This window comes from Variovorax sp. 10L421 (assembly GCF_056395365.1).
In genome coordinates this window covers 352910-378170 of the sequence record NZ_JBFTJJ010000003.1, presented here as the reverse complement: position 1 = coordinate 378170, position 25261 = coordinate 352910, and the positions used below count along the sequence as shown (strand labels likewise).

Below are 25261 nucleotides of genomic sequence, written 5' to 3'. Positions count from 1 at the left end.
GAAGTATTGCTCCTTCCCCCTCTGGGGGAAGGCTGGGATGGGGGCACAGCGGCCTTCGAAAAAAAGCAGCGCCTCATCGGACGCCGCCTGCCCCCACCCCAACCCTCCCCCAGCGGGGGAGGGAGAAAGACAAGAAAGACACTGACCATGGGCTTTTTCCTCGAAACCCTCTTCGGCGGCCTCATGGTCGGCATGCTCTATTCGCTGATCGCCATCGGCTTCGTGCTGATCTACAAGGCCTCGGGCGTCTTCAACTTCGCACAAGGCGCGATGGTGCTGTTCGCGGCGCTGGCCATGGCGCGCTTCTCGGAGTGGTTCCCGCAGTGGTTCGGCTTCGAGAACCAGATCCTCGCGAACATCCTGGCCTTCGTCGCGGCCATGGCGGTGATGGTCGTGGTGGCCTGGCTGATCGAGCGGCTCGCGCTCAGCAAGCTGGTGAACCAGGAAGGCATCACGCTGCTGATGGCCACGCTGGGCATCGCCTACTTCCTCGACGGCATGGGCCAGACGATCTTCGGCAACGACATCTACAAGATCGATGTGGGCATGCCCAAGGAGCCGCTGATGGTGCTCGAAGGCACCTTCCAGGGCGGGCTGCTGCTGAGCCAGGAAGACCTGATCGCCGCGCTGGTGGCGGCAGGGCTCGTGGTGGTGCTGGCGATCTTCTTCCAGAAGACGGCCACGGGCCGCGCCCTGCGCGCGGTGGCCGACGACCACCAGGCCGCGCAGTCGATCGGCATCCCGCTCAAGCGCATCTGGGTGATCGTGTGGTCGGTGGCCGGCTTCTCGGCACTGGTGGCCGGGATCATCTGGGGCTCCAAGCTGGGCGTGCAGTTCTCGCTCTCGCTGGTGGCGCTGAAGGCGCTGCCGGTGGTGATCCTCGGCGGGCTCACATCGATTCCGGGCGCCATCATCGGCGGCCTGCTGATCGGCGTGGGCGAGAAGTTGTCCGAAATCTATCTCGGCCCCATGCTTGGTGGCGGCATCGAGATCTGGTTTGCTTATGTGCTGGCACTGGTCTTCTTGCTGGTTCGCCCGCAAGGCCTGTTCGGCGAAAAAATCATCGATCGGGTCTGAGCAATGTTCTATAGAGAAAACGGCCAGTTCAAGTCGAGCTACCGCGCCGACCAGCAGATCTTCCCGATCGCGCAGGACCGCCTCGCGATCCTCGTGCTGCTGCTCGTGGCTTTCGTCGTGGTGCCGCTCGGCGTGTCCGACTACTGGATGCGCGCCATCCTCACGCCCTTCCTCATTCTTTCGCTCGCGGCCCTGGGCCTCAACATCCTCGTGGGCTACTGCGGGCAGATCTCGCTGGGCACCGGCGCCTTCATGGCGGTGGGCGCGTACGCGGCCTACAACTTCCAGGTGCGCATCGACGGCATGCCGCTCATTGCCTCGCTGCTGCTGGGCGGCCTGTGCGCGACGGTGATCGGTGTGCTGTTCGGCATTCCGAGCCTGCGCATCAAGGGCCTGTACCTTGCAGTCGCCACGCTGGCCGCGCAGTTCTTCACCGACTGGGCGTTCCTGCGCATCCAGTGGTTCACCAACAATTCGTCCTCGGGTTCGGTGAGCGTGGCAGGACTCAACGTGTTCGGCGTGCCCATCGAGTCGCCGGTGCAGAAGTACCTGTTCTGCCTGATCTTCGTGGCGGTGTTCGCGCTGCTTGCAAAGAACCTGGTGCGCAGCGCCATCGGCCGCGAGTGGATGGCGATGCGCGACATGGACGTGGCCGCCGCCGTGATCGGCATCCGACCGGTGTACGCCAAGCTCACGGCCTTCGCGGTGAGCAGCTTCATCGTCGGCGTGGCCGGCGCGCTGTGGGGCTTCGTGCACCTGGGTGCGTGGGAGCCGGCGGCGTTCAGCATCGACCGCTCGTTCCAGCTGCTGTTCATGGTGATCATCGGCGGGCTCGGCTCGATCATGGGCAGCTTCTTCGGCGCCGCATTCATCGTGCTGCTGCCGCTCTTTCTGAACCAGTTGCCGGGGTGGCTGGGCTTCTCGATCTCCACCGCGCTGGCCTCGCACCTGGAGACCATGATCTTCGGTGCGCTGATCGTGTTCTTCCTGATCGTGGAGCCGCACGGGCTGGCGCGCTTGTGGTCCACGGCCAAGGAGAAATTGCGGCTCTGGCCCTTCCCTCACTGAATTCCCGTTCGTACGTAAAAACCGGCACCGAGGTGCCCACATAAGGAGACAGGCATGAAACTGAAATCGCTCGCTCTGACCGCCGCCCTGGTGGCCAGCACCCTCGGCGCCCTGCTGGCGCCCTCGCTCGCGCAGGCACAGGCCAAGGAACAGTTCTTCCCGCTGCTGGTGTACCGCACCGGCCCCTATGCGCCCAACGGCACGCCCTGGGCCAACGGCAAGCAGGACTACATCAAGTACATCAATGCCACCGGCGGCATCAACGGCGTGAAGATCGCGTACGAAGAGTGCGAGACCGGCTACGCCACCGACAAGGGCGTGGAGTGCTACGAGCGCCTGAAGGGCCACCCCGGCGTGGCGTTGTTCGACCCGCAGGCCACCGGCATCACCTTCGCGCTGACCGACAAGGTGCCGACCGACAAGATTCCGCTGATCACGCTGGGCTACGGCCTCTCGGCCTCGCAGGACGGCGGCGTCTTCAAATGGAACTTCCCGCTGATGGGCTCCTACTGGACCGCGGCCGACATCCTGATCCAGCACATCGGGAAGAAGGAAGGCGGCATGGACAAGCTCAAGGGCAAGAAGATCACCCTCGTGTACCACGACTCGCCGTTCGGCAAGGAACCGATTCCGCTGCTGCAGGAGCGCGCGAAGCAGAACGGCTTCGAGCTCTCGCTGATCCCGGTGACCGCGCCCGGCGTGGAGCAGAAGTCGGCCTGGCTGCAGGTACGCCAGCAGCGGCCCGACTATGTGCTGCTGTGGGGTTGGGGCGTGATGAACTCCACCGCGCTCAAGGAGGCCGTGGCCACGGGCTACCCGCGCGAGAAGATGTACGGCGTGTGGTGGGCCGGCGCGGAACCCGACGTGAAGGACGTGGGCGCCAACGCCAAGGGCTACAACGCGCTCGCGCTCAACACCTCGGGCACGCAACCCAAGGTGATCCAGGACATCCTGAAGCAGGTGCATGACAAGGGCCAGGGCACGGGGCCGAAGGAAGAAGTGGGCTCGGTGCTCTACACGCGCGGCGTGATCATCCAGATGCTCGGCATTGAGGCCGTGCGGCGCGCGCAGGAGCGCTTCGGCAAGGGCAAGGTCATGACCGGCGAGCAGGTGCGCTGGGGCATGGAGAACCTCGCGCTCGACCAGAAGAAGCTCGACGCGCTGGGCTTCTCGGGCGTGATGCGCCCGGTGAGCACCTCGTGCCAGGACCACATGGGCTCGACCTGGGCGCGCGTGCACACCTGGGACGGTGCCAAGTGGGGCGGCATGTCCGACTGGTACGAGGCCGACAGCCAGATCATCAAGCCGATGGTGAAGGCCGCCGCCGACAAGTACGCAGGCGAGAAGAAGCTGACGCGCCGCGAAGCGGCGGACTGCAGCTCCTGACGCGCAGCTGATCCGTGGCGGCTCGCGAGAGCCGTCATTCGAAAGAGCAGCGTCGTCGTTGTTCTTTCGAATGCTTCGGACCACACCATGAGCGAACCCAACATCCTTCTCAACGTCAACGGCATCGAGGTCATCTACAACCACGTGATCCTCGTGCTCAAGGGCGTGTCGCTGACCGTGCCCGATGGCGGCATCGTGGCGCTGCTCGGCGGCAACGGCGCGGGCAAGACGACCACGCTGCGCGCGGTGAGCAACCTGCTCGCGGGCGAACGCGGCGCCGTCACCAAGGGCACCATCGAGCTGCGCGGCGAGCGCATCGAGGCGCTGTCGCCGGCCGAGCTTGTGAAGCGCGGGCTGATCCAGGTGATGGAAGGCCGCCACTGCTTCGCGCACCTGACGATCGAAGAGAACCTGATGACCGGCGCCTACACGCGCACCGATGGCAAGGCCGCGGTGCAGCAGACGCTGGAGAAGGTCTACGCGTACTTCCCGCGCCTGAAGACGCGGCGCACTTCGCAGGCGGCCTACACCTCGGGCGGCGAGCAGCAGATGTGCGCCATCGGCCGCGCGCTGATGGCCAATCCGAGCATGGTGCTGCTCGACGAACCCTCGATGGGCCTGGCGCCGCAGATCGTCGAAGAGGTGTTCGAGATCGTGAAGGACCTCAACGCCAAGGAGCGCGTGACCTTCCTGCTGGCCGAGCAGAACACCAACATGGCGCTGCGCTATGCCGACTACGGCTACATCCTGGAGAACGGCCGCATCGTGATGGACGGCGCGGCGCAGAGCCTGCGCGAGAACGAGGACGTGAAGGAGTTCTACCTCGGCGTTGGCGGTGCGGACCGCAAGAGCTTCCGAGATGTGAAGAGCTACAAGCGGCGCAAGAGGTGGTTGGCTTGAACCGACCAGAAAGATGAAGGGGACGGACATGACCGACCACTACGACAAGCTTGAAATCCGCGACCCCGCCGAACGCGAGCGTGACCTTCTGGCCGCATTGCCGAAGCAGATCGCGCAAGCGCAGACCGCCGCACCGGCGTTCGCGAAGATCCTCGACGGCGTCAAGCCCGCCGACATCACCACGCGCGAAGCCCTCGCCAAACTGCCTGTCACGCGCAAATCCGAACTGCTCGAGCTGCAGAAGGCACGCCGCGCGGACGACCCGTTCGGTGGCTTTGCCTCCATCGTGCGCGGGCCGCGCATGCTGCGCATCTTCGCGAGCCCCGGCACCATCTACGAACCCGAGGGCGAGGCCCGCGACTACTGGCGCACCGCGCGCGCGCTGCATGCGGCGGGCTTTCGCGCCGGCGAACTCATCCACAACAGCTTCAGCTACCACATGACGCCCGCGGGCTCCATCATGGAAAGCGGCGCGCGCGCCATCGGCTGCACCGTGTTCGCGGGCGGCACCGGCCAGACCGAACAGCAGCTCGAGGCCATCGCCGACCTGAAGCCCGAAGGCTATGCGGGCACGCCGAGCTTCTTGAAGATCCTGCTTGAGAAAGCTGCGGAGAAGGGCATGAAGCTGCCCTCGCTCACCAAGGCGCTGGTGTCGGGCGAAGCCTTTCCGCCGAGCCTGCACGACTGGATTGCCGCGCATGGCGTGAAGGGCACGCAGTGCTACGCCACGGCAGACCTCGGTCTCATCGCCTACGAAACCAGTGCGCGCGAAGGCCTGGTGATCGACGAAGGCGTGCTGGTCGAGATCGTGCGCCCCGGCACCGGCGATCCCGTGCCCGACGGCGAGGTCGGCGAGATCGTCGTCACCAGCTTCAACCCCGACTACCCGCTCGTGCGCTTCGGCACCGGCGACCTCTCGGCCGTGCTCGCGGGCACCTGCCCCACCGGCCGCACCAACAAGCGCATCAAGGGCTGGCTCGGCCGCGCCGACCAGACCACGAAGGTGCGCGGCATGTTCGTGCATCCCTCGCAGGTGGCCGAGATCGTGCGGCGCTTTCCCGAGGCGCGGCGCGCGCGGCTTGTGGTGTCGGGCGAGATGGGCGACGACAAGATGACGCTGACGCTCGAATGCGCGGGCGCCGTGCCCATAGGGTTTCAGGCCCGCGTGGGCGATGCGATCCGCGAAGTGACCAAGCTACGCGGCGAAGTGGTCGTCGTGGGCGCAGGCGAACTGCCCAACGACGGCAAGGTGATCGACGACGTGCGCAGCTACAAGTAGCGGCGGTACAGCCCGCGCGTGGTGGCGTGCATCAGCACCACCACGAGCACCGAATAGGCCAGCACGAGCGCCAGGGCGAAGCCGATGAGCCCGCCCGCGGAGTCATGGCCGCGCGCCCACATCGACAGCACCAGCCACGCCAGCGCGATGGCGATGCAGCTCGCCTGCACCAGCACGAAGGCCAGCACCGCCGCCGCCACGGCCCTGAAAGGCCGCACACGCACCAGCCCGGCGCTGGTGCCGAGCCAGCCGCCCCACAACGCGAGCGCGAAGGCCACCAGCGGCGGCACCATCCAGGCGAGCAGCAGCTCCAGCCCCTCCATGCCGCTCGCCACGGAAGTCCAGCGGCTCACGACCACGCCGCTCCACATCTGCAGCGACGCGAACAGCGAGGCACCCACCAACGCCACGGCGCGGCGTGGCGATGAGCCGATGGCTTCGTCGTCTTGCATGGCAGAGGGTGCGGCGCGGCCTGCCCTCAGCGCGAACCAGGCTGCAACCCACACACCGAGCACGAGCACGATCAACTGGACAACGGACTGCAGGAACATGAACGCGGCCATCGCAGTGCGCATGGAATCCGGGCCAAAGAAGTCCTGCAGGCGGCCGCCCGGCATGAAGAGCAGTTGCACTTCGTAGAGCAGCGGGCTCAGCGCGTAGAAGTTCAGCACCAGCACCACCGCGTATGCCGCGCCATAGCGGCTGCGGAGATGGGACAGCCGCGCCACGCTGTCCACGCCGCGCTTTTCGAGCGCGTTGCGCCCATGGCTCCAGGCCAGCGCCGCTGCCAGCAACCAGGCCATGCCGACGCTGAACACCATTGGAATCCACACGCCTGGAAGGGCATAGGTGCTGCGCAGCTGCTCGCTGTCAGGCGAGTCGGGCCAGAGCAGCATGACCATGTTGACCGCCAACATCGCGGCACCGATGGCCACGGTGACGAGCGCGAGATCGCGCGGCAGTCGCCGCGCACGTGCGTGAGAAGGGGTTGCCGTCATTGGAATACTTTCGCCTTTCAGGGCGCATGCCGCTGCATGCGAAGAGAGAGCGAGGGTATCGGATGACGGTGCGTGTGCGGTGCAGGTTCAGTGCACGAATGCGCCACGCGGCCAGCCGCGTCGGTCAATGAAGCTCGGGCTCGTGCGCCAGCTCGAAGAGCTTCGTCATCTCGCGGTTGAATGCCGGCAGGTCGTCGGGCTTGCGGCTCGTCACGAGCGCCTGATCGACCACGACATCCTTGTCGCTCCACTTCGCTCCGGCGTTCTTCAGGTCGGTGCGCAGCGAAGGCCACGAGGTCATCTTGCGTCCCTTGACACCGCCCGCCTCGATGAGCGTCCACGGCCCATGGCAGATCGCCGCGATGGGCTTGCCCGCTTCGACGAAGGCGCGCACGAACGCCACGGCCTTCTCGTCGATGCGCAGCGCGTCGGGGTTCATGACGCCACCGGGCAGCAGCAGCGCGTCGAAGTCACCGGCGTCGGCGCGCTTCAGCGGCACGTCGACCGCAAAACTGTCGGCAGGCTCATGGTGGTGCCAGCCGCGCACGGTGCCGGCGAGCGGCGAGACGATCTGCGTCTGCGCACCGGCACCGTCGAGCACCTTGCGCGGCTCGGTCATCTCGACCTGCTCGAAGCCGTCCGACACGAGGATGGCGACCTTCATTCCGTCGAGGGAAGAGGAGGTGATGGGCATGAGTGAATCTCCTTCGGGGTTGCTGCATAAAAAAAGCAATGAAGATTCACCCTAGGCCACGCCCACCTCGCCCGCATCGTCCTGCGCCGGATCCGCCTGTCGGACAGTTCGACAGGCGGCAAACTCCTCTTACGAGTCGCAGGATTTGTTTGCCCGATTCCGCAGGGCAGACATATTTCGCCCGAAGGAATCGCCGAGCCCGGGCGCCCTCGGCCCCCGGCCGTCTCTAAGGGCTATCCGGTATAGGTCAGGCTGTGGTCAGCCTTTAAGATCGCGGCCTTTTTATCCCCCTCCCGGAGACGTCATGAAGAAACTGTTCGCCCTCGCGGCGATTGCCGCCGCAGCCGCCGGTGTCCACGCCCAGGATTTCCCTGCGGGCAAGACCGTCACGCTGGTGGTGCCTTTCGCGGCCGGCGGCCCGACCGACCGTGTCGCACGCGACCTGGCGGAAGCCATGCAGAAGACGCTCGGCACCACCATCGTGGTGGACAACACCGCGGGCGCGGGCAGCTCCATCGGCACCGCCAAGGTGGCGCGCGCCGCGCCCGATGGCTACACGCTGCTGCTGAACCACATCGGCATGTCGACGATGCCGGCGCTCTACCGCAAGCTGCCCTTCAACGTCGAGAACGACTTCGAGTACCTCGGCATGGTCAATGAAGTGCCGATGACGCTGATCGGCAAGCCCGGCCTGCCCGCCAACAACTACAAGGAACTGACGGCCTGGATCGCCGCCAACAAGGGCAAGATCAACCTCGGCAACGCCGGCCTGGGCGCCGCCTCGCACCTGTGCGGCCTGCTGTTCCAGAGCGCGCTGAAAGTCGAGATGACGCCCGTGCCGTACAAGGGCACGGCCCCGGCCATCGCCGACCTGCTGGGCGGCCAGATCGACCTGCTGTGCGACCAGACGACCAACACCACCTCGCAGATCGAGGCCAAGAAGGTCAAGGCCTATGCGGTCACCACGAGCAAGCGCCTGACCACGCCGGCCCTGAAGGACCTGCCCACACTCGACGAGTCGGGCCTCAAGGGCTTCGAGGTGACGATCTGGCACGGTGTGTATGCGCCCAAGGGCACGCCCGCGCCGGTGCTGAAGAAGCTCAACGAGGCCATCAAGGCCGCGATGAAGGACCCGGGCTTCGTCAAGCGCGAAGAGGCGCTGGGCGCGGTGATCACGACCGACAAGCGCACCGAGCCGGCCGAGCACAAGAAGTTCGTCTCGGCCGAGATCGCCAAGTGGGGCCCGATCATCAAGGCGGCTGGCGTGTACGCCGACTAGCTGTTGCTCGCCCCCCAGGCGGCGCGGCAAAGCCGGTTCCGCGGTGTTCCTGGATTTGAATTCGCAGAAGCCGCCGTACTCTTGAGGACGGCGGCTTTTTTCGTTGCGGCTACTTCGGCCGGATGGCGTCAGCCGTCCCCTGGATGAAGGCCTTGATGCTCTCGATCTCGTCGCCCGAGAGCTTGCCCGTGAAGTCAGGCATGCCGCGCGCCATGGCCGGGCCCTTCAGGATGAACTTGTCGAGGTTCTCGATGTAGGCCGCATCCATGTAGCCGAGGTTCGGAATGTTGCCGCCGCGGTCCACACCGGGCACGCCGTGGCAGAAGACGCAGTTGCTCACGTACAGCATGGTGCCGGCCTGCACTTTCGCGGGGTCGTACTTCACGCCCTGCACCAGCTTGTCCATGCGGTACTGAACGAAGTCCGGCATCTTCGCCGTGCCGCCGACCGCGAAGGTGTAGACCGTGCCGGGCCCCTGACGCTCGGTGGCACGCTGCGCGAGGCCGTACACGCCGCCCCAGCCCACCGCGACCGACACGTACTGCTTGCCGTCGACCATGTAGGTCGAGGGCGCCGCCACCACGCCAGTGCCGGTGGGCGTTTCCCACAGCTTCTCGCCCGTCTTCGCGTCGTAGGCCAGCAGGCGACCGTCGGCCGTGCCCTGGAACACGAGATTGCCCGCGGTGGTGAGGGTGCCGCCGTTCCATGGCGAAGCGTAGTCGACGCCCCACGCTTCCTTCTGCGCGACCGGGTCCCAGGCCACGAGGCGGCCGAAGGGCTTGCTCTTGGGCGGCTCGGCATTGGCAAACTTGCCGAGGTTCCAGCCGAGGCCCGAGTGCGGTCGGCCCGGCACGTCCTCGTTGAACTTCCAGTCCTTGTCGTCCATCAGGTTGATCGGCACGTGCTGCGCGGGCAGGTAGGCGAAGCCGGTCTGCGGGTTGAACGACATCGGATGCCAGTTGTGCGCGCCGAACGGCCCCGGGATGGAGTCACCGGGCTTGGTGGTGTCGCGCGCCGCGGCGATCTCGATGGGACGGCCGTTCTTGTCATAGCCCGTGGCCCAGTTCACTTCGACGAAGTTCTTCGCCGAGATGAACTTGCCGTTGGTACGGTCGATGACGAAGAAGAAGCCGTTCTTCGGCGCATGCAGCAGCACCTTGCGCGGCTTGCCGCCGAGCTTCATGTCGGCCAGGATCATCGACTGCGTGGAGGTGTAGTCCCAGTTGTCGCCCGGCGTCTCCTGGTAGTGCCACACGTACTTGCCGGTGTCGGGATTGAGCGCCACCACCGAGCCCAGGTACAGGTTGTCGCCGCCCTTGGGACTGCGCGCCTTGTGCGACCAGGGCGAGCCGTTGCCGGTGCCCACGTACATCAGGTTGAGCTCGGGGTCGAAGGCGAAGCTGTCCCACGCGGTGCCGCCACCGCCGGCCTCCCAGTACTTGCCGCTCGGGTCCCAGGTCTTGGCGGCACGCGCCATCGATTCGTCCTCGAAGGGCTTGGCCGGGTCGCCCGGCACCACGAACCAGCGCCACTTCTGGTCGCCGGTCTTCGCGTCGTAGGCGGTGACGTAGCCGCGCACGCCGTACTCGGCGCCGCCGTTGCCGATGATGACCTTGCCCTTGAACACGCGCGGCGCGCCGGTGATGGTGTAGCTGCCCTTCTGGCCCTCGATGGTGTTCTTCTCCCAGACCTTCTGGCCGGTGGCCGCGTCGAGCGCGATGAGCCGCCCGTCGTAGGCCGCCACGTAGACCTTGCCCTCGTGGATCGCCACGCCGCGGTTCACCACGTCGCAGCAGCCCCTGAAGCCCTTGGACTTGTCGACCTGTGGATCGAAGGTCCACAGCTTCTGCCCGGTGCGCGTGTCGATGGCGTGCACCACGCTCCACGAGGCGGTGATGTACATGATGCCGTCCACCACCAGCGGCGTGGCTTCCACGCCGCGCGTGGATTCGAGGTTGTAAGACCAGACCAGCCCCAGCTGCTTCACGTTGCCGGCGTTCACCTGGTCGAGCCTGCTGAAGCGCGACTCCGAATAGTCGAGGCCGACGCTGGGCCAGTCGGGCGTCTTCTTCTGCGCCGCGTTGGCGCGGATGAAGCTGCCGTCGACGCGCTTGGTGGCAGCGGCTGCGCGGTCCTGTGCGTTCTGGGCCGAGGCCGTGGTCGATGCGCCCAGGCACAGCAAGGCGCCGGCCAGCATGAGCAGCCCGGAGTGTGTTTTTTTCATCGCAGGTCTCCTTTGTCCCTCAAGGATCGTGCGCGCGGGCTCCGGGTTCACCCCCGGGATTTCCCCAGTCCGGCGCTGTTCCATTGCGGAACACATTCAGCGCTGGTCCCGACCCCGACCCCACCCAGGGAGGCAGCGAACCCATGGCCCTCGACAGAATCGGCACGCCGGACGCGCCGCGCCAGCTCTTTGCCAACACGCCCGCACAGCGCGTGGCGCTCGCGCGGCAGCAGTTCTTCGAGGAAGGCGTGCGCCCCTCGGGCCTCGTGGGCGAGGCGGTGATCCAGTCGTGGATGCGCTGCAGCCGCACGCACACCGACCGCCAGCGCATCGTGACCTTCGACGCGGTCACGCCGAGCCGCCTGCACGCCACGCTCGCGCGCAGCCGCGAGCTGCTCGATGCGGCGCGCCAGGAGCTGGCGCAGATGGAGCATGCACTCGCGGGCACCGACTGCCGCGTGATCCTCACCGACCGCGAGGGCGTGGTGGTGCACGTCACGCAGCAGCCCGCCGCCGCGCACCAGCCGGTGCTGCGCAAGACATCGCGCGTGGGCGTGAACATCTCCGAGCGCGTCGTCGGCACCACGGCGCCGGGCATCGTGGCGAGCACCGGGCAGGCCTGCGCGGTCGATGGCGCCGAGCACTATTTCGACGTGCTGGGCCACATGCAGTGCGCGGCGGCGCCGATCCGCGACGTGGCGGGGCAGCTCGCCGGCGTGCTCGACCTCACGGTGGAGGCGCGCCGCTTCGGCTTCGACGCGGCGTCGATGGTGGCGCTCCATGCCACGACGATTGAGAACCGGCTGCTGCAGGCGCAGTCGCGCGACCACCTGATCCTGCGCTTCCAGGCCAGCCCCACGCTGCTGGGCACGCCGCTCGAAGCGCTGGCAGGCGTCGCACCCGACGGCACGATCGCCTGGCTCAACAACGCGGGCGCGCGGCTGCTCGGGCGGCTGCCCGAGGCGGCGGACGAGCGCGACGTCGAATACCTGCTGGGACACGACCTCGCGAGCCTGCTGCGGCTCGGGCGGCGGGAGGCGGCGCAGCCGCTGCGGCTTGCGAGCGGGCTGGGCGTGTGGGTGCAGGCACGGCTGAAGGGCGCGGACGGCGCGGACTTCAGGCATGCGGTGGCGATGCCCGGCGAGGCGGCACCGTTGGCCATCGAGCGGCAGGACGATGCGCGGATGCAGGCGCCCGAAGCCTGCGAGTGCACGAACCTTGTCGAATCCGCGTCTCCTGCGCAGGCGACGCTGCGCGAGCACAGCCGCAAGCTGATCGAGGAAACGCTCGCCGCGCATGGCGGCAATGTGTCGCAGGCGGCACGGCAGCTGCGCGTGTCGCGCGGCACGCTCTATCGGCGGCTGCACGGCTGGCGCGACAACAACGGCGCGGAAGAAGGCGCGTCGCCGGCCTGATCGATCAGGCCGCGGCGCGCGCCAGCGCACGCGCGCGGCGTGCCTTTGCGTCGGGCTGCAGCGGCCGCAGGTATTCGTGCAGCGCCAGCGCGGCCGCGCCCACTGCGGGCGCCAATGCGCCGTAACGCGCGGTGCGCAGGTCGGGCGGAGGCATGCCGGCACCGTCGGCGTGGCGCTTCACGCTCTCGAACGCTGCCTGCGCAAAGCCGCGATGGTCGGCGCAGGCCTTGCCGCCGAGCACGATCGCGCGCGGATTGAAGGTGACCCACAGGTTCTGCAGCAGCACGCCGAAGAAGGCCGCGGCGCGCTGCATGTCGGCGCCCTCGCGCTCCAGCACGCGCGAGCCGAAGAAGGCCTCGGCGCAGCCGCGGCGGCCGCACGAGCACAACGGCCCGTCGAGTTCGAGGATGGTGTGGCCGATCTCCCCGGCCATGCCCTGCGCGCCGGTGAAAAGCCGGTCGTTCAGCACCACGCCGGCGCCCACGCCCACGTCGCAGTTGACAAAAATCAGCGGGTCTTCGCCGTCCTGGCCTTCACTCGCCGCGAACTCGTACTCGCCAAGCGCGGCCGCATCGGCGTCGTTCTGCAGTTGCACGGTGACGCCGGGCAGGCCGACGGCGGCAAAGGCTTTCTCCAGCGCAGGCAGCAGGCTCACGTTGCGCCAGCCGAAGTTGGGCGCGAAGCGGACCACGCCGGTGCAGTCGTCCACCGCGCCCGGCACGCACACGCCGATGCTCGACAGGCGCAGGCCGAGCCGCTCGAGCACCACGTGCGCGGCGGCGGCCATGCGCGCGACCTGCGCGCACGCGCCGGCCGGCGAGCCGTCGGTCAGCGCACGGGTGTCGGCGTGCAGCACCTCGCCCTGCAGCGACACGCACACGAGGCGCACGGTCTCGACGGCGATCTCCACGCCCATCAGCGCGCGCACGCCGACGTTGATCTGCAGCGGCGTCGAAGGCCGGCCCATGCCGTCGGCCACCGTCGCGCCGGCCTCGCTGAGCCAGCCTTCGTCGAGCAGCTCGCGCACCAGCAGGCTGACGGTCGACTTGGTGAGCCCGCTCTCGCTCGCCAGCCGCGCGCGCGACAGGCCGGGCTGCGCGCGCAGCAGCCGCAGCAGCACGCTGCGGTTCATGCGCTTCAACAGTTGCTGGTCGCCGATGGTGGTCACATCAGGAGAGCGCTGCGGTCTCGGCGTGATGGGCCTGCTCTTTGCCCTCGGGCCGCTTGCCGGCAATGATCATCCCGAGCACTTCGTCCTCGGTCACATCGGTGGTGCGGTAGGTGCCGACCAGCTTGCCGTTCTTCATCACCGCGAGGCGATCGCTCAGCGAGAACACGTCGGGCATGTCGTGCGTGATCAGGAAGATGCCCACGCCGTCGGCCTTGAGCTGCTTCACGAGCCCGCCGACCATCGCGGTTTCTTCCGGGCCGAGCGCGGCGCATGGCTCGTCCATGATGAGGATGCGCGCATTGAAGTAGAGCGCGCGCGAGATCGCCACCACCTGCCGCTGCCCGCCCGAGAGCCGGCGCACCGGCACGCGGATATTGGTGAAGTTCCTGTTGAGGCGATGGAATACCTTGCGCGCCTGCACTTCCATGAAGTGATCGTCGAGCGTGCGCCATGGCGTCATCTTCTCGCGGCCGAGGAAGAGGTTCGACACCGAGTCGAGGTTGTCGGCCAGCGCGAGCGTCTGGTAGATGGTCTCGATGCCCTGGGCCTGCGCTTCGGCGGGCGTGCGGATGTGGACCTTCTCGCCCGCGATCAGCGTGTCGCCCGAGTCGATGGGGTAGGCGCCCGCGAGCATCTTCATCAGCGTGGACTTGCCGGCGCCGTTGTGACCCAGCAGCGCGACCACTTCGCCCGGGTAGAGGTTCACGCTCACGCCATCCACGGCCTTGACGCCGCCGAAGGCCTTGCGGATCTCGCGCAGCTCGACGAGCGGTTTTGTCTTGTCGATGTCGGCCATGTCAGTTCTCCCCGAACTTGCGGCGATAGAGCACGTCGAACACCACGGCCACGATCAGCACCTGGCCGATGATCACCATGCGCTTGCCGATCGGCACGTCGAGCAGCAGCATGCCGCTGTCCAGCGACTGCATGATCAGCGCGCCCAGCACCGAGCCGAAGATCGAGCCGCTGCCGCCCGCCAGCGCCGTGCCGCCGATCACGGCCGCCGCGATCACGTACAGCTCCATGCCCGTGCCCAGCGAATTGGTGCCCGCGTTGAGCCGCGCGATCGACACGATGGCCGCGACCGTGACCAGCACCGCCAGCAGCGCGAACAGCATCAGCGTGACGCGCTTGACCGGAATGCCCACCAGCGCCGCGGCATCGGGGTTGCCGCCCATCGCGAACACATAGCGCCCGAAGCGCGTGCGGTGCACGATGAACGACAGCACGATCGCCACCACCGCCCAGATCAGCACCGGGATCGGAATGCCCTGCGGCTCGCTCTTCGACGAGATCTGGTAGTTGTTCATGACCCACGCGAAGCCGAACACCACCGCCACCGGCACCGCGGTGATCAGCACGTCGAGCCACAGCGCCTCGGTCGGCATCTCGTAGCGCTGGCGCGCGCGGCGCTTCTGCAGCATGCGCCCGAACAGCACCAGCGCGACCAGCCCTGCGAGCACCCAGCTCGCCGTAACGCCGATGCCGCCGTCGTAGCCGCCGCCCAGCCGCTGGAAGAACTCGTCGTTCACCGGCTGCGTCTTGCCGTCGGCCACGAGGAAGGCCGCGCCGCGAAACGACATCAGCCCGCCGAGGGTGACCACGAACGAGGGCACGCCGAGCACCGCCGTGAGCCAGCCTTGATAGATCGACACGAGGAGGGCCACGGCAAGCCCCGCGAGGCAGGCCGTGGGCCACGACCAGCCCGAGGTGTATTGGAGGTACGCGATCAGCACGCCGACGAAGCCCATCACCGAGCCGACCGACAGGTCGATGTGGCGCGCGACGATGACGAGCACCATCACGGTCGAGACGATGCCGACCACGGCCGTCTGCTGCGCGACGTTGTAGAGGTTTTCGGGCGACAGGAACACGCCGCCCGACATGACGCTGAACACCACCGCCATCACGGCCAGCAGCACGCACATCAGGATCAGCCGCAGGTCGATGCCCGTGCGGCGCCACCAGCCCGGAGTTTCATTGCTCATTTTTGAAGGTGTCCCTTGGAACGGCAGGTGCGCGACCGCGTACCGGCCAGCCCCAGGGGCCGGCCGGACGCCGCGTGGCGCGGATTGGCAAACTCGTTACTTGCAGGCGGCGGGCGCGCTCGCACCCGTGGCACCCTTGCAGAGTTCGTCCTTATTGATCCAGCCGGCCTTGACGACCACGTCGAGGTTGTCGCGCGTGATCGGCACCGGCGTCAACAGGCGCGAGGACAGCGAGATCTTCTTGGCGCCGCCGGCCCACGGTGCGGCCTTGTCGACCGGCTTGCCGGCGGCCAGCGCCATGGCGGCGGAGGCGGCTTCGCGGCCGAGTTCGCGCGAATCCTTCCAGACGGTGGCGGTCTGCGTGCCCAGCGCAATGCGGTTGAGCGCCGCGAAGTCGGCGTCCTGGCCCGACACCGGGATGCCGCGCAGGCCCTTGGCGGTGAGCGCCGCCACCGCGCCGCCGGCCGTGCCGTCATTGGCCGCGACCACTGCGTCGACCTTGTTGCCGTTCTTGGTGAGCATCTGCTCCATGTTCTTCTGCGCGACCTCGGGCTTCCAGCCGTCGGTGTATTCGTCGCCGACGATCTTGATGTCGCCCTTCTTGATCGCGGCGTCCAGCACCTCCTGCTGGCCGGCGCGCAGGAAGTCGGCGTTCGGGTCGCTGGGCGAGCCCTTGATGATCACGTAGTTGCCCTTGGGCTTGACCTTGAAGACTTCGCGCGCCTCCATGCGGCCGACCTCGACATTGTCGAAGGTGATGTAGAACACGCCCGGCGCCTCGATCAGCCGGTCATAGGCCACCACGGGCACCTTCTGGCGCGTGGCCTTGGTGATGGCGGGCAGGATGGCGTCCTTGTCCATCGCCAGCACGATGAGCGCCTTGGCGCCCTTCGACATCAGGCCCTCGATGTCGCCCAACTGCTTCTCGGGCGAGCCGCCTGCATCGGCACTGATGTACTTGGCGCCGAGCTTCTCGAGCTGGGCCTTGATGGCGGCCTCGTCGGTCTTCCAGCGTTCTTCCTGGAAGTTGGACCAGCTCACGCCGACCACGGTTTGCGCCAGGGCGCCCACGGCCGTGAAACCGAAGGCCATGGCGGCCAGGGTGTGTTTCAGTTGCATCGATGTCTCTCCAGTGTTGGTGCGCCCCGCAGGAACCAGCGGTAAGAAATTAGTTAGTTTGAAGGGCGAACTAACTATCCCATCGGGGCGTGCCTCTGGGCATCCGGGAATTCCCGGAGCGCCATCCTGGCGAAGGCGCACGCGAAAAAGGCCGGGAGGTCCCGGCCTTCTCGTGAGCTCGCGCCGCTTCAGGCGGCGAAGCCACCGTCGATGTTCAGGCTGGCGCCGGTCACGAACGCGGCTTCCGGGCTGGCCAGGTAGCCGACCATGCCGGCGATTTCTTCGGGGCGGGCGTGGCGGGCGAGCGCCATCAGGCCGTGCATGGCAGCGGCGTTGGGGCCGTCGACCGGGTTCATGTCGGTGTTGACCGGGCCCGGCTGCACGTTGTTGACCGTGATGCCGCGCGGACCGAGGTCGCGCGACAGGCCCTGCACCAGGCCGACCAGCGCCGACTTGCTCATGGCATAGGCGCTGCCGCCGGGCCAGGGCATGCGCTCGGCGTTGGTGCTGCCGATGTTGATGATGCGGCCGCCTTCGCCCATGTGGCGCGAGGCTGCCTTGGCCGCGACGAACACGGCGCGCACGTTGACGTTCAGCGTCTTGTCGAAGTCCTCGAGCGAGAAGTCGTCGAGGGTGCCGCCGAGGAACACGCCGGCGTTGTTCACAAGGATGTCGATCTTGCCGAGCGCGCGGGCCGCTTCGTCGATGCCGGCGGTGAGCGCGGCGGCATCGGCGCTGTCGATCTTCAGCGCAAGGGCACGGCCGCCTTCGGACTGAATGCTGCGCACCAGTTCCTCGGCCGGGGCGCTGGAACTGGCGTAGCTGAAGGCTACGGCGGCACCGTCGCGCACCAGCCGGCGCACGATGGCGGCGCCAATGCCGCGCGAACCGCCGGTGACGAAGGCGACCTTGCCGGCCAGGACAGGAGAAGAAGAAGCAGTGTTGGAGGCCATGATTTTTCCGTGCAGGTGGAGGAGGAAGGCCTTCAGTGTCGGCAATTCATTCCTGTGGCGGTAGCCATCAATCGAGGCAATCAAATTCAACCCGGAGTTGAAGATGGGAATGACAATGCGGCCATGGAACCGCTCAGTCACCTCGAATCCTTCGTGCAGAGCGCCGAGGGCGGCAGCTTCTCGGCAGCGGCCCGGCGCCTGGGGCTGACGCCGGCGGCCGTGAGCAAGAACGTTGCACGGCTCGAAGCACGGCTGGGCGTGCGGCTGTTCCAGCGCAGCACGCGCCGCCTCACGCTGACCGAGGGCGGCGAGCGCTTCCTGGCGCAGGTCGGCGGCGCGCTCGCCACGCTGCAGGAGGCGGTGGCCGGCATCGACAAGGACGACGGCCAGCCCGCCGGCACGCTGAAGGTGAGCATGGGCCAGGCCTTCGGGCGCGAGCACGTGCTGCCGATGATGGGCGACTTCCTCGCGCGCTACCCGGCCATCCTGCCGGACTGGCATTTCGACAACCAGCAGGTGGACCTGGTGGGCGAGGGCTTCGACGCGGCCATCGGCGGCGGCATCGAACTCGCGGCCGGGTTGATAGCGCGGGAGCTGGCGCGCATTCACGTGGTGGCCGTGGCATCGCCGCGCTACATGGAGGGGCGCGAGCGGCCCCGGCATCCCTCGGACCTGGCGGCGCTCGACACGTTGCTGCGCCGGTCCTCGCCCACAGGCCGGCTGCGCGGCTGGACGCTGCGGCATGCGCGCGGCGAAGAGGCCACGGTGGAGCTGCCCCGGCCGCGCGCGATCTTCAACGACCCCGAGGCCATCGCGCATGCAGCGTTGATGGGTCTGGGCGTGGCGATGCTGCCGATGCCCTTCGTGGAGCGCGGCCTGCGCAGCGGCGAGCTGCTGCGGCTGCTGCCCGACTGGCACCAGGATGCGGGCGCGGTGTGGCTCTACTACCCGAGCAAGAAGCTGCTGCCGCCGAAGACGCGCGTGTTCATCGACTTCGTGCTCGAACGTTTTCGCGACGAGCGGTTTGCGCAGCGGATGCAGGTGGCCTGAGCGGCCTGCCGGCCCACGGGGTTTTCACCCGCGACGTGCGCGGCGCGCGCCTGTACAAACGCGCGCATGACTTCTTTCTTCTGCTCTTCCTTCCGGACCCATCGCCGCGCCGCGCTGGCCGCTTCCGTCGCCACCGCCCTCACGCTGATGGCCGCTCCTTCGTGGGCCCAAGGCACCTGGCCGACCAAGCCCGTGCGCATCGTCGTGCCCTTCGCGGCCGGCGGCACCACCGACATCCTGGCGCGCGCCGTCGCGCCCGAGCTGTCGAAGGCCTTCGGCCAGCAGTTCATCGTGGACAACCGCGCGGGCGCGGGCGGCAACGTGGGCGCCGAGCTTGTGGCCCGCGCGCCGAACGACGGCTACACGCTGCTGATGGGCACGGTGGGCACGCACGGCATCAACCGCGCGCTGTACCCCAAGCTGCCCTTCGACCCGATCAAGGACTTCGCGCCGATCACGCTGGTGGCCGCCGTGCCGAATGTGATGGAGATGAATGCCGACAAGGCGAAGACGCTGAACATCCGCAATGTGCAGGACTTCATCAAGTACGCCAAGGCCAACCCGGGCAAGCTCAACATGGCGTCGAGCGGCAGCGGCACGTCGATCCATCTCGCCGGCGAACTGTTCAAGAGCATGACCGGCACGTTCATGGCCCACATCCCGTACAAGGGCTCGGGCCCGGCGCTGCTGGACATGGTGGGCGGCAACGCCGACGTCATGTTCGACAACCTGCCCTCGTCGATGGCACAGATCAAGGCCGGCAAGCTCACCGCGCTGGCCGTGACGAGCGCGCAGCGTTCGCCCGCGCTGCCGGACATTCCGACGGTGGCTGAAGCGGGAGGCCCGTCGCTCAAGGGCTACGAGGCAAGCTCGTGGTTCGGGCTGCTGGCCCCGGCCGGAACCTCACCGGAGATCGTGAACCGCATCCAGCAGGAAGTGGCCAGGTCGCTGGGCACGCCGGCCATCAAGGAAAAGATGCTCGCGCAGGGCGCGATCCCGAGCGGCAATTCGCCCGCCGACTTTACGAAGCTCATTGCGAGCGAGCACGTGAAGTGGGCCAAGGTGGTCAAGGACTCCGGCGCGAAAGTTGACTGACCCCCAGGCTTCGCGCACTTCGTGTCGCTGGCGCCAACCCCCTTGCAGGGAGCAACGCCTGCGGCCCGGCAAAGCCGGTTCCGCGGCGTTTCGCGACTGGAGCCGTTCGATCTGGTCGATCAGGTCTTCCAAGTCACGTCTTTTTTCTCGGCCAGCGAATCCTTGAGCATGTGCAGCAGCGGGATCGCACGCTGGTGCAGCCCGACATGCTGCTTCTCGGCCTCGCTGGCGTGGCCTTCGACGGCGTAGTCGTCGTTGTTGTGTGCGTTGGCGGCCTCGCGCGCCAGCGCAGCTTCGAGGGCCGCAATGGCGCCCGGGATCTGCTCGACCGTGATGATGCCTTGCGGCGCAATCGCCTTGCCGACGATGTCGAACAACTGCCGGGCATGCACTTCGAGCATCACGAAGTCGGGAGAGGCTCGGGACTGGAATCGATAGAGCATGGTGTTCTCACTCACTTGTAGATGTAGTCACGGGCAAAAGGGTACACCGATTGCGCGCCGCGCAGAACGCCGTGTTCGACCTTGCCGTCTGGCTTGGTGGACAGCATCTGGTGCAGCGAGATCCAGCCCTGCTCGAAACTCATGGCCGAGCCTGCGAGGTAGAGACGATAGGCCCGCAGGATGCGCTCGGCGTTGTCGCTCTGGCGGCCGCCGCTGCGCCGCAGCACTTCGCGCGCGGCGTCGAGCTGCGCCTCCAGCGCGTCCGACCAGGCCCAGAGCGTGCGCGCATAGTGCGGGCGCAGGCTCTCGGTATCGACCATCTCCAGGCCGGCCGCGGCCGTCTCGCGCAACACGTGCGTCACGTGCAGCAGTTCGCCGCCCGGGAAGATGTACTTCTCGATGAAGTCGCCCATGCCGGCGCCGAGCTGGCGGTAGTTGAGTTCGCCCGAGGTGATGCCGTGGTTCATCACCAGCCCACCCGGCCTCAGCAGCGAATGGATCTTGCGGAAGTAGGTCGGCATGTTGGCCGCGCCCACGTGCTCGAACATGCCGACCGAGGAAATCTTGTCGAAAGGCTGGCCGACCGACAGCTCGCGGTAGTCGCGCAGTTCGACGCGCACGCGGCCTTGCAGGCCCTTTTCCTCGATCAGGCGCTGCACGTACGCGTGCTGGTTCTTCGACAGCGTGATGCCGGTAGCGTCCACGCCGTAATGCTCGGCCGCCCACAGCAGTAACGCGCCCCAGCCCGAGCCGATGTCGAGATAGCGCTCGCCCGGCTGCAGCATGAGCTTGCGGCAGATGTGGTCGAGCTTGGCTTCCTGCGCCTGCGCCAGCGTGAGATCGGGCGTACGGAAGTACGCACATGAATAGACCCGGCGCGCGTCGAGCCACAGCGCGTAGAAGTCGTCGGACACGTCATAGTGGAACTCGATCTGGGCCGCATCCTTGCGCAGCGAATGCGAGCCGTGCGACTTGGCCATGTGCTGAAGGCGGCTCCACCAGCCTGTGTCGGTTTCGGCCGGGTTGCCGGGCAGCATGCCGACCGTGGCGTCGATCAGGTCGCGCATGGCCCCCTCGATCTGCACCTTGCCCTCGACATACGCCTCACCGATGGCGCCCACCTGCCGCGCTGCCAGCTTGGCGAGCACGGCCCACTCCTTGAAGGCCAGCGTGACGCGGGCTCCCGCCTGGGCAACACGCCGGCCATCGGGCAGTTCCAGCGCGATGGGGACAGGCAGCGAAGCCAGCTGCGACTCGATCTTGGGTATCAAGTTTTGCATGGAGCCCATGGTATTGATTTTTCAAAGTTTTTGCATGACTGCCCTTGTCGGCCGAAGCCGCGACCCGCGCGCCGGACGGCCGTTACGAATCGCCATTGACAGCAGATTGTTTATGTCTAAACTATTGAACCATGAACAGCCTAAGCCCGGTCAAACCCGCTCCCGCCTCGGACCTCCAACGCATCCTGTGCATCGGCGGCGGGCCGGCGGGCCTGTACTTCGCCCTGTTGATGAAGGCGCGCAACCCCGCGCTGCAGATCACGGTGGTGGAACGCAACCGCCCCTTCGACACCTTCGGCTGGGGCGTGGTGCTGAGCGACCAGACGCTGGGCAACCTGCACGCGGCCGATGCGCCAACCGCGGCGCTGATCGGCAACGAGTTCCACCACTGGGACGACATCCAGGTCTTCTTCAAGGGCCGCCAGGTGCGCTCGGGCGGCCACGGCTTCTGCGGCATCGGCCGCAAGCGGCTGCTGAACATCCTGCAGGAGCGCTGCCTGGCACTGGGCGTCGAGCTGGTGTTCGAGACCGACGCCACCGACGACCAGGCGATCGCCGCGCAGTACAAGGCCGACCTCGTGATTGCCAGCGACGGCCTCAACAGCCGCATCCGCCAGCGCTATGCCGACGTGTTCAAGCCCGACATCGACCTGCGCAACTGCCGCTTCGTGTGGCTGGGCACGCACCAGACCTTCGACGCCTTCACCTTCGCCTTCGAGCAGACCGAGCACGGCTGGTTTCAGGCGCATGCCTACCAGTTCGACGACAAGACCTCGACCTTCATCGTCGAGACGCCCGAGGCCGTGTGGAAGGCCCACGGTCTCGACCAGATGGAGCAGCCCGAGGCCATCGCCTTCTGCGAGAAGCTGTTCGCCAAGTACCTGGGCGGCCACCCGCTCATCAGCAACGCCACGCACCTGCGCGGCTCGGCCAACTGGATCCGCTTTCCGCGCGTGGTGTGCGAGCGCTGGACGCACCGCATCGACGTCGAAGGCCGCTCGGTGCCCGTCGTGCTGATGGGCGACGCCGCGCACACGGCGCATTTCTCGATCGGCTCGGGCACCAAGCTCGCGCTGGAAGACGCGATCGACCTGGCCAACGAGTTCGCGCAGGGCGGCACGGTCGACCATGTGCTCGAAGGCTACGAGGCGCGCCGCAGCGTCGAGGTGCTGAAGATCCAGAACGCCGCGCGCAACTCCACCGAGTGGTTTGAGAACGTGCCGCGCTACACGGGCATGCAGATCGAGCAGTTCGCCTACTCGCTGCTCACCCGCTCGCAGCGCATCAGCCACGAGAACCTGCGCGTGCGCGACACGCAGTGGCTCGGCGGCTACGAGCAGTGGCTCGCAGGCGGCAAGGCGATGGCGCCGATGCTCATGCCCTACAAGGTGCGCGGGCTCACGCTGAAGAACCGCATCCTCGTGTCGCCGATGGCCACCTACAGCGCGGTCGACGGTGTGCCGCAAGACTTCCTGCTGGTGCACCTGGGCGCACGTGCGCTCGGCGGCGCCGCGATGGTGTTCGTCGAAATGACGAGCCCGACGCCCGAAGGCCGCATCACGCCGGCATGCACGGGCCTGTACAACGACGCGCAGCAGGCCGCCTTCAAGCGCATCGTCGATTTCGTGCACACGCAGTCGAGCGCGAAGATCGCCATGCAGCTCGGCCACAGCGGCCCCAAGGGCTCGACCCGCGTGGGCTGGGAAGGCACCGACGAACCGCTCGAAAGCGGCAACTGGCCGGTGCTCGGCGCAAGTGCCGTGCCTTACGGCGAGCAGAACCAGTTGCCCGCAGCGATCACCCGCTCCGAGATGGACACGCTGCGCGAGCAATTCGTAGCCTCCACCCGCCGCGCCGCCGAATGCGGCTTCGACTGGCTCGAGCTGCACTGCGCGCACGGCTACCTGCTGTCGGCCTTCATCAGCCCGCTCACCAACCTGCGCACCGACGAATACGGCGGCGACATCGAGGCGCGCTGCCGCTACCCGCTCGAAGTGTTCCGCGCCATGCGCGCGGTGTGGCCCGCCGACAAGCCGATGAGCGTGCGCATCTCCGCGCACGACTGGGCGCCCGGCGGCAACACCGATGCCGATGCGATCGTGGTCGCACGTCTTTTCAAGGAAGCCGGCGCCGATTTCATCGACGTGTCGTCGGGCCAGACCACGCGCGCCGCGAAGCCGGTGTACGGGCGCATGTACCAGACGCCGTTCTCGGACCGCATCCGCAACGAGGTCGGCATCTCGACCATCGCCGTGGGCGCCATCACCGACGCCGACCAGGCCAACAGCATCATTGCCGCCGGCCGCGCCGATCTCTGCGCCGTGGCCCGCCCGCACCTCGCCGACCCCGCATGGACGCTGCACGAGGCCGCAAAGCTGCAGAGCCGCGACGTCGATTGGCCCAAGCAATACCTGAGCGGCCGCGACCAGATGTACCGCGAGATCGCGAAGCAGCAGCAGATGGCCGCGGCTGCAGTGACGGCACAGAACAACGAGGAGACGCACTGACATGGACCTCGAAGCCCGCGCCCACAGCGAACACCCCGAGGCCCTGCGCCTCTGGCTGCGGCTCCTGACCTGCACCCAGCTCATCGAGAAGCAGGTGCGCAACGAACTGCGCTCCCAGTTCGCCACCACGCTGCCGCGCTTCGACCTGATGTCGCAGCTCGAGCGCTCGCCCGACGGGCTGAAGATGAACGAGCTCTCGCGCCGCATGATGGTGACGGGCGGCAACGTGACCGGCATCACCGACCAGCTCGTGGCCGAAGGACTGGTCGAACGAATCAACGTCGAAGGCGACCGGCGCGCGTGGCGCGTGCGGCTCACCGCGCGCGGGCGCAAGCTCTTCAACGAGATGGCGCAGCAGCATGAAGACTGGATCGTCGAGGCCTTTGCGGGCCTCAGCGGCAAGGAGATCGCGCAGCTCCACAAGCTGCTCGGCAAGGTCAAGCAACACTCACACAACCAACTATTGATGGCGGAGACCGAATGAAGCACTACATCGGCGCAGGCAACCCCATGCGCGCGCAATTCGAGGCGAAGGCGGCCTACAAGGCCGAGCACTTCGCGTGGAGTTTTGAAGCCGGTGTCGGCACCATCACGCTGAACCGGCCCGAGCGCAAGAACCCGCTGACCTTCGACTCGTACGCCGAACTGCGTGACCTGTTCCGCGCACTGGCCTACGCCACCGACGTGAAGGTCATCGTCGTGACCGGTGCGGGCGGCAACTTCTGCTCGGGCGGCGACGTGCACGAGATCATCGGCCCGCTGACCGGCATGCGCATGCCCGAGCTGCTGGAGTTCACGCGCATGACGGGCGACCTGGTCAAGGCGATCCGCGCCTGCCCCCAACCGATCGTCGGCGCCATCGACGGCGTGTGCGCCGGTGCCGGCGCGATGATCGCGCTGGCCTGCGACCTGCGCTACGGCTCGCCCGCCACGCGCACCGCATTCCTGTTCACGCGCGTGGGCCTGGCCGGCGCGGACATGGGCGCGTGTGCACTGCTGCCGCGCGTGATCGGCCAGGGCCGTGCGTCGGAACTGCTGTTCACCGGCCGCGCCATGACCGCGCAGGAAGGCCATGCCTGGGGCTTCTTCAACGCCCTGCACGAAAGCGATGCGTTGCTCGAAGCCGCCATCAAGGTGGCGCGCGACCTGGCGGAAGGTCCGACCTTCGCGCATGGCATGACCAAGACCATGCTGTCGCAGGAATGGTCCATGACCATCGACCAGGCCATCGAGGCCGAGGCGCAGGCGCAAGCGATCTGCATGCAGACCGAAGATTTCAAGCGGGCGTACGAGGCCTTTGCGGCCAAGCGCAAACCCGTGTTCGGTGGAGATTGA

At 67.3% G+C, this 25261-nt stretch carries 22 protein-coding genes; 12 read left to right on the top strand and 10 right to left on the bottom strand.

Going from position 1 to position 25261, the window contains the following annotated elements; genetic code table 11:
• The first annotated feature begins 147 nt into the window (after positions 1–147).
• The 5 genes from AC1DFC_RS08060 (at position 148) to AC1DFC_RS08040 (ending at position 5710) form a co-directional block, all read left to right on the top strand.
• Positions 148–1077 carry a branched-chain amino acid ABC transporter permease gene (locus AC1DFC_RS08060; RefSeq protein ID WP_478178928.1) on the top strand — a complete coding sequence of 310 codons (930 nt, stop codon included), beginning with the start codon at positions 148–150 and terminating at the stop codon, positions 1075–1077.
• A gap of 3 nt (positions 1078–1080) precedes the next feature.
• Positions 1081–2145 carry a branched-chain amino acid ABC transporter permease gene (locus AC1DFC_RS08055; protein WP_007830558.1) on the top strand — a complete coding sequence of 355 codons (1065 nt, stop codon included), beginning with the start codon at positions 1081–1083 and terminating at the stop codon, positions 2143–2145.
• Positions 2146–2199: 54 nt separating this feature from the next.
• Positions 2200–3531: an ABC transporter substrate-binding protein gene (locus AC1DFC_RS08050; RefSeq protein ID WP_007830557.1), complete on the top strand. Its 1332-nt coding sequence runs from the start codon at positions 2200–2202 to the stop codon at positions 3529–3531.
• An 87-nt stretch (positions 3532–3618) separates the two neighbouring features.
• Positions 3619–4431: an ABC transporter ATP-binding protein gene (locus tag AC1DFC_RS08045; protein ID WP_007830556.1), complete on the top strand. Its 813-nt coding sequence runs from the start codon at positions 3619–3621 to the stop codon at positions 4429–4431.
• A gap of 28 nt (positions 4432–4459) precedes the next feature.
• The gene (locus AC1DFC_RS08040) at positions 4460–5710 is read left to right on the top strand and encodes a phenylacetate--CoA ligase family protein (protein ID WP_007830555.1); all 1251 of its coding nucleotides are present in this window, start codon (positions 4460–4462) and stop codon (positions 5708–5710) included.
• Here AC1DFC_RS08040 and AC1DFC_RS08035 read toward each other — a convergent pair.
• Positions 5701–6708 carry a hypothetical protein gene (locus AC1DFC_RS08035; RefSeq protein ID WP_478178927.1) on the bottom strand — a complete coding sequence of 336 codons (1008 nt, stop codon included), beginning with the start codon at positions 6706–6708 and terminating at the stop codon, positions 5701–5703. The genes AC1DFC_RS08040 and AC1DFC_RS08035 overlap by 10 nt on opposite strands.
• 124 nt (positions 6709–6832) lie before the next feature.
• A complete protein-coding gene (locus tag AC1DFC_RS08030; RefSeq protein ID WP_007830552.1) occupies positions 6833–7402 on the bottom strand; it encodes a type 1 glutamine amidotransferase domain-containing protein in 570 nt (189 codons plus the stop codon).
• Between the two features lie 304 nt (positions 7403–7706).
• Between AC1DFC_RS08030 and AC1DFC_RS08025 the strand changes: the two genes are divergently transcribed.
• Positions 7707–8681, top strand: coding sequence for a tripartite tricarboxylate transporter substrate-binding protein (locus AC1DFC_RS08025; protein ID WP_007830551.1), 975 nt, complete (start codon positions 7707–7709; stop codon positions 8679–8681).
• Positions 8682–8790: 109 nt separating this feature from the next.
• On the opposite strand, the gene AC1DFC_RS08020 is transcribed toward AC1DFC_RS08025, so the two are convergent.
• On the bottom strand, positions 8791–10905 hold the full coding sequence (locus AC1DFC_RS08020) for a PQQ-dependent dehydrogenase, methanol/ethanol family (protein ID WP_007830550.1): 2115 nt from the start codon (positions 10903–10905) through the stop codon (positions 8791–8793).
• Between the two features lie 143 nt (positions 10906–11048).
• Here AC1DFC_RS08020 and AC1DFC_RS08015 point away from each other — a divergent pair, with 143 nt between their 5' ends.
• Complete coding sequence (locus tag AC1DFC_RS08015; protein WP_007830549.1) at positions 11049–12320, top strand: helix-turn-helix domain-containing protein; 1272 nt, start codon at positions 11049–11051, stop codon at positions 12318–12320.
• 4 nt (positions 12321–12324) lie between these two features.
• On the opposite strand, the gene AC1DFC_RS08010 is transcribed toward AC1DFC_RS08015, so the two are convergent.
• The 5 genes from AC1DFC_RS08010 to AC1DFC_RS07990 all read right to left on the bottom strand — a co-directional run bounded on the left by AC1DFC_RS08010 (position 12325) and on the right by AC1DFC_RS07990 (position 17551).
• Entirely contained in the window at positions 12325–13488 is a 1164-nt protein-coding gene (locus AC1DFC_RS08010) for an ROK family transcriptional regulator (protein WP_007830543.1), read from the bottom strand.
• A 1-nt stretch (position 13489) separates the two neighbouring features.
• Entirely contained in the window at positions 13490–14287 is a 798-nt protein-coding gene (locus AC1DFC_RS08005) for an ATP-binding cassette domain-containing protein (protein ID WP_007830541.1), read from the bottom strand.
• Between the two features lies 1 nt (position 14288).
• Positions 14289–15479 carry a sugar ABC transporter permease gene (locus AC1DFC_RS08000; RefSeq protein WP_007830539.1) on the bottom strand — a complete coding sequence of 397 codons (1191 nt, stop codon included), beginning with the start codon at positions 15477–15479 and terminating at the stop codon, positions 14289–14291.
• Positions 15480–15575: 96 nt separating this feature from the next.
• A complete protein-coding gene (xylF, locus tag AC1DFC_RS07995; protein WP_007830537.1) occupies positions 15576–16598 on the bottom strand; it encodes a D-xylose ABC transporter substrate-binding protein in 1023 nt (340 codons plus the stop codon).
• 188 nt (positions 16599–16786) lie between these two features.
• The gene (locus AC1DFC_RS07990; protein ID WP_042673002.1) at positions 16787–17551 is read right to left on the bottom strand and encodes an SDR family oxidoreductase; all 765 of its coding nucleotides are present in this window, start codon (positions 17549–17551) and stop codon (positions 16787–16789) included.
• Between the two features lie 123 nt (positions 17552–17674).
• On the opposite strand from AC1DFC_RS07990, the gene AC1DFC_RS07985 reads away from it, so the two are divergent.
• A complete protein-coding gene (locus AC1DFC_RS07985) occupies positions 17675–18601 on the top strand; it encodes a LysR family transcriptional regulator (protein WP_007830533.1) in 927 nt (308 codons plus the stop codon).
• 66 nt (positions 18602–18667) lie between these two features.
• Positions 18668–19696, top strand: a complete 1029-nt coding sequence (locus tag AC1DFC_RS07980) for a Bug family tripartite tricarboxylate transporter substrate binding protein (protein ID WP_413315511.1) — start codon at positions 18668–18670, stop codon at positions 19694–19696.
• A 119-nt stretch (positions 19697–19815) separates the two neighbouring features.
• Here AC1DFC_RS07980 and AC1DFC_RS07975 read toward each other — a convergent pair whose 3' ends face one another.
• Together AC1DFC_RS07975 and AC1DFC_RS07970 are read right to left on the bottom strand one after the other, a co-directional pair.
• Complete coding sequence (locus AC1DFC_RS07975) at positions 19816–20139, bottom strand: DUF1840 domain-containing protein (protein WP_413331878.1); 324 nt, start codon at positions 20137–20139, stop codon at positions 19816–19818.
• Positions 20140–20150: 11 nt separating this feature from the next.
• Positions 20151–21419, bottom strand: a complete 1269-nt coding sequence (locus AC1DFC_RS07970; protein ID WP_413315510.1) for a class I SAM-dependent methyltransferase — start codon at positions 21417–21419, stop codon at positions 20151–20153.
• A gap of 131 nt (positions 21420–21550) precedes the next feature.
• On the opposite strand from AC1DFC_RS07970, the gene AC1DFC_RS07965 reads away from it, so the two are divergent.
• Genes AC1DFC_RS07965 through AC1DFC_RS07955 form a run of 3 tightly spaced genes read left to right on the top strand, consistent with a single transcriptional unit; the run spans position 21551 to position 25261 of the window.
• Positions 21551–23926 (top strand): bifunctional salicylyl-CoA 5-hydroxylase/oxidoreductase, encoded by a 2376-nt coding sequence (locus tag AC1DFC_RS07965; protein ID WP_009124837.1) that lies wholly within the window; start codon positions 21551–21553, stop codon positions 23924–23926.
• Between the two features lies 1 nt (position 23927).
• Positions 23928–24410, top strand: a complete 483-nt coding sequence (locus AC1DFC_RS07960) for a MarR family winged helix-turn-helix transcriptional regulator (protein WP_009124835.1) — start codon at positions 23928–23930, stop codon at positions 24408–24410.
• Positions 24407–25261 carry an enoyl-CoA hydratase family protein gene (locus AC1DFC_RS07955; protein WP_009124832.1) on the top strand — a complete coding sequence of 285 codons (855 nt, stop codon included), beginning with the start codon at positions 24407–24409 and terminating at the stop codon, positions 25259–25261. The genes AC1DFC_RS07960 and AC1DFC_RS07955 overlap by 4 nt, the downstream gene beginning before the upstream one ends.

Bases quoted from the DNA above. Each gene is read 5' to 3' on its own strand.
- AC1DFC_RS07965 (WP_009124837.1), top strand. From the start codon at position 21,551: ATGAACAGCCTAAGCCCGGTCAAACCCGCTCCCGCCTCGGACCTCCAA.
- AC1DFC_RS08020 (WP_007830550.1), bottom strand. From the start codon at position 10,905: ATGAAAAAAACACACTCCGGGCTGCTCATGCTGGCCGGCGCCTTGCTG.
- AC1DFC_RS08030 (WP_007830552.1), bottom strand. From the start codon at position 7,402: ATGCCCATCACCTCCTCTTCCCTCGACGGAATGAAGGTCGCCATCCTC.
- AC1DFC_RS07975 (WP_413331878.1), bottom strand. From the start codon at position 20,139: ATGCTCTATCGATTCCAGTCCCGAGCCTCTCCCGACTTCGTGATGCTC.
- AC1DFC_RS07955 (WP_009124832.1), top strand. From the start codon at position 24,407: ATGAAGCACTACATCGGCGCAGGCAACCCCATGCGCGCGCAATTCGAG.
- AC1DFC_RS08035 (WP_478178927.1), bottom strand. From the start codon at position 6,708: ATGACGGCAACCCCTTCTCACGCACGTGCGCGGCGACTGCCGCGCGAT.
- AC1DFC_RS08045 (WP_007830556.1), top strand. From the start codon at position 3,619: ATGAGCGAACCCAACATCCTTCTCAACGTCAACGGCATCGAGGTCATC.
- AC1DFC_RS07990 (WP_042673002.1), bottom strand. From the start codon at position 17,551: ATGGCCTCCAACACTGCTTCTTCTTCTCCTGTCCTGGCCGGCAAGGTC.
- AC1DFC_RS07985 (WP_007830533.1), top strand. From the start codon at position 17,675: ATGGAACCGCTCAGTCACCTCGAATCCTTCGTGCAGAGCGCCGAGGGC.
- AC1DFC_RS08050 (WP_007830557.1), top strand. From the start codon at position 2,200: ATGAAACTGAAATCGCTCGCTCTGACCGCCGCCCTGGTGGCCAGCACC.
- AC1DFC_RS08055 (WP_007830558.1), top strand. From the start codon at position 1,081: ATGTTCTATAGAGAAAACGGCCAGTTCAAGTCGAGCTACCGCGCCGAC.
- AC1DFC_RS08025 (WP_007830551.1), top strand. From the start codon at position 7,707: ATGAAGAAACTGTTCGCCCTCGCGGCGATTGCCGCCGCAGCCGCCGGT.
- AC1DFC_RS08015 (WP_007830549.1), top strand. From the start codon at position 11,049: ATGGCCCTCGACAGAATCGGCACGCCGGACGCGCCGCGCCAGCTCTTT.
- AC1DFC_RS07960 (WP_009124835.1), top strand. From the start codon at position 23,928: ATGGACCTCGAAGCCCGCGCCCACAGCGAACACCCCGAGGCCCTGCGC.
- AC1DFC_RS07980 (WP_413315511.1), top strand. From the start codon at position 18,668: ATGACTTCTTTCTTCTGCTCTTCCTTCCGGACCCATCGCCGCGCCGCG.
- AC1DFC_RS08005 (WP_007830541.1), bottom strand. From the start codon at position 14,287: ATGGCCGACATCGACAAGACAAAACCGCTCGTCGAGCTGCGCGAGATC.
- AC1DFC_RS07970 (WP_413315510.1), bottom strand. From the start codon at position 21,419: ATGCAAAACTTGATACCCAAGATCGAGTCGCAGCTGGCTTCGCTGCCT.
- AC1DFC_RS08040 (WP_007830555.1), top strand. From the start codon at position 4,460: ATGACCGACCACTACGACAAGCTTGAAATCCGCGACCCCGCCGAACGC.
- AC1DFC_RS08000 (WP_007830539.1), bottom strand. From the start codon at position 15,479: ATGAGCAATGAAACTCCGGGCTGGTGGCGCCGCACGGGCATCGACCTG.
- xylF (WP_007830537.1), bottom strand. From the start codon at position 16,598: ATGCAACTGAAACACACCCTGGCCGCCATGGCCTTCGGTTTCACGGCC.
- AC1DFC_RS08060 (WP_478178928.1), top strand. From the start codon at position 148: ATGGGCTTTTTCCTCGAAACCCTCTTCGGCGGCCTCATGGTCGGCATG.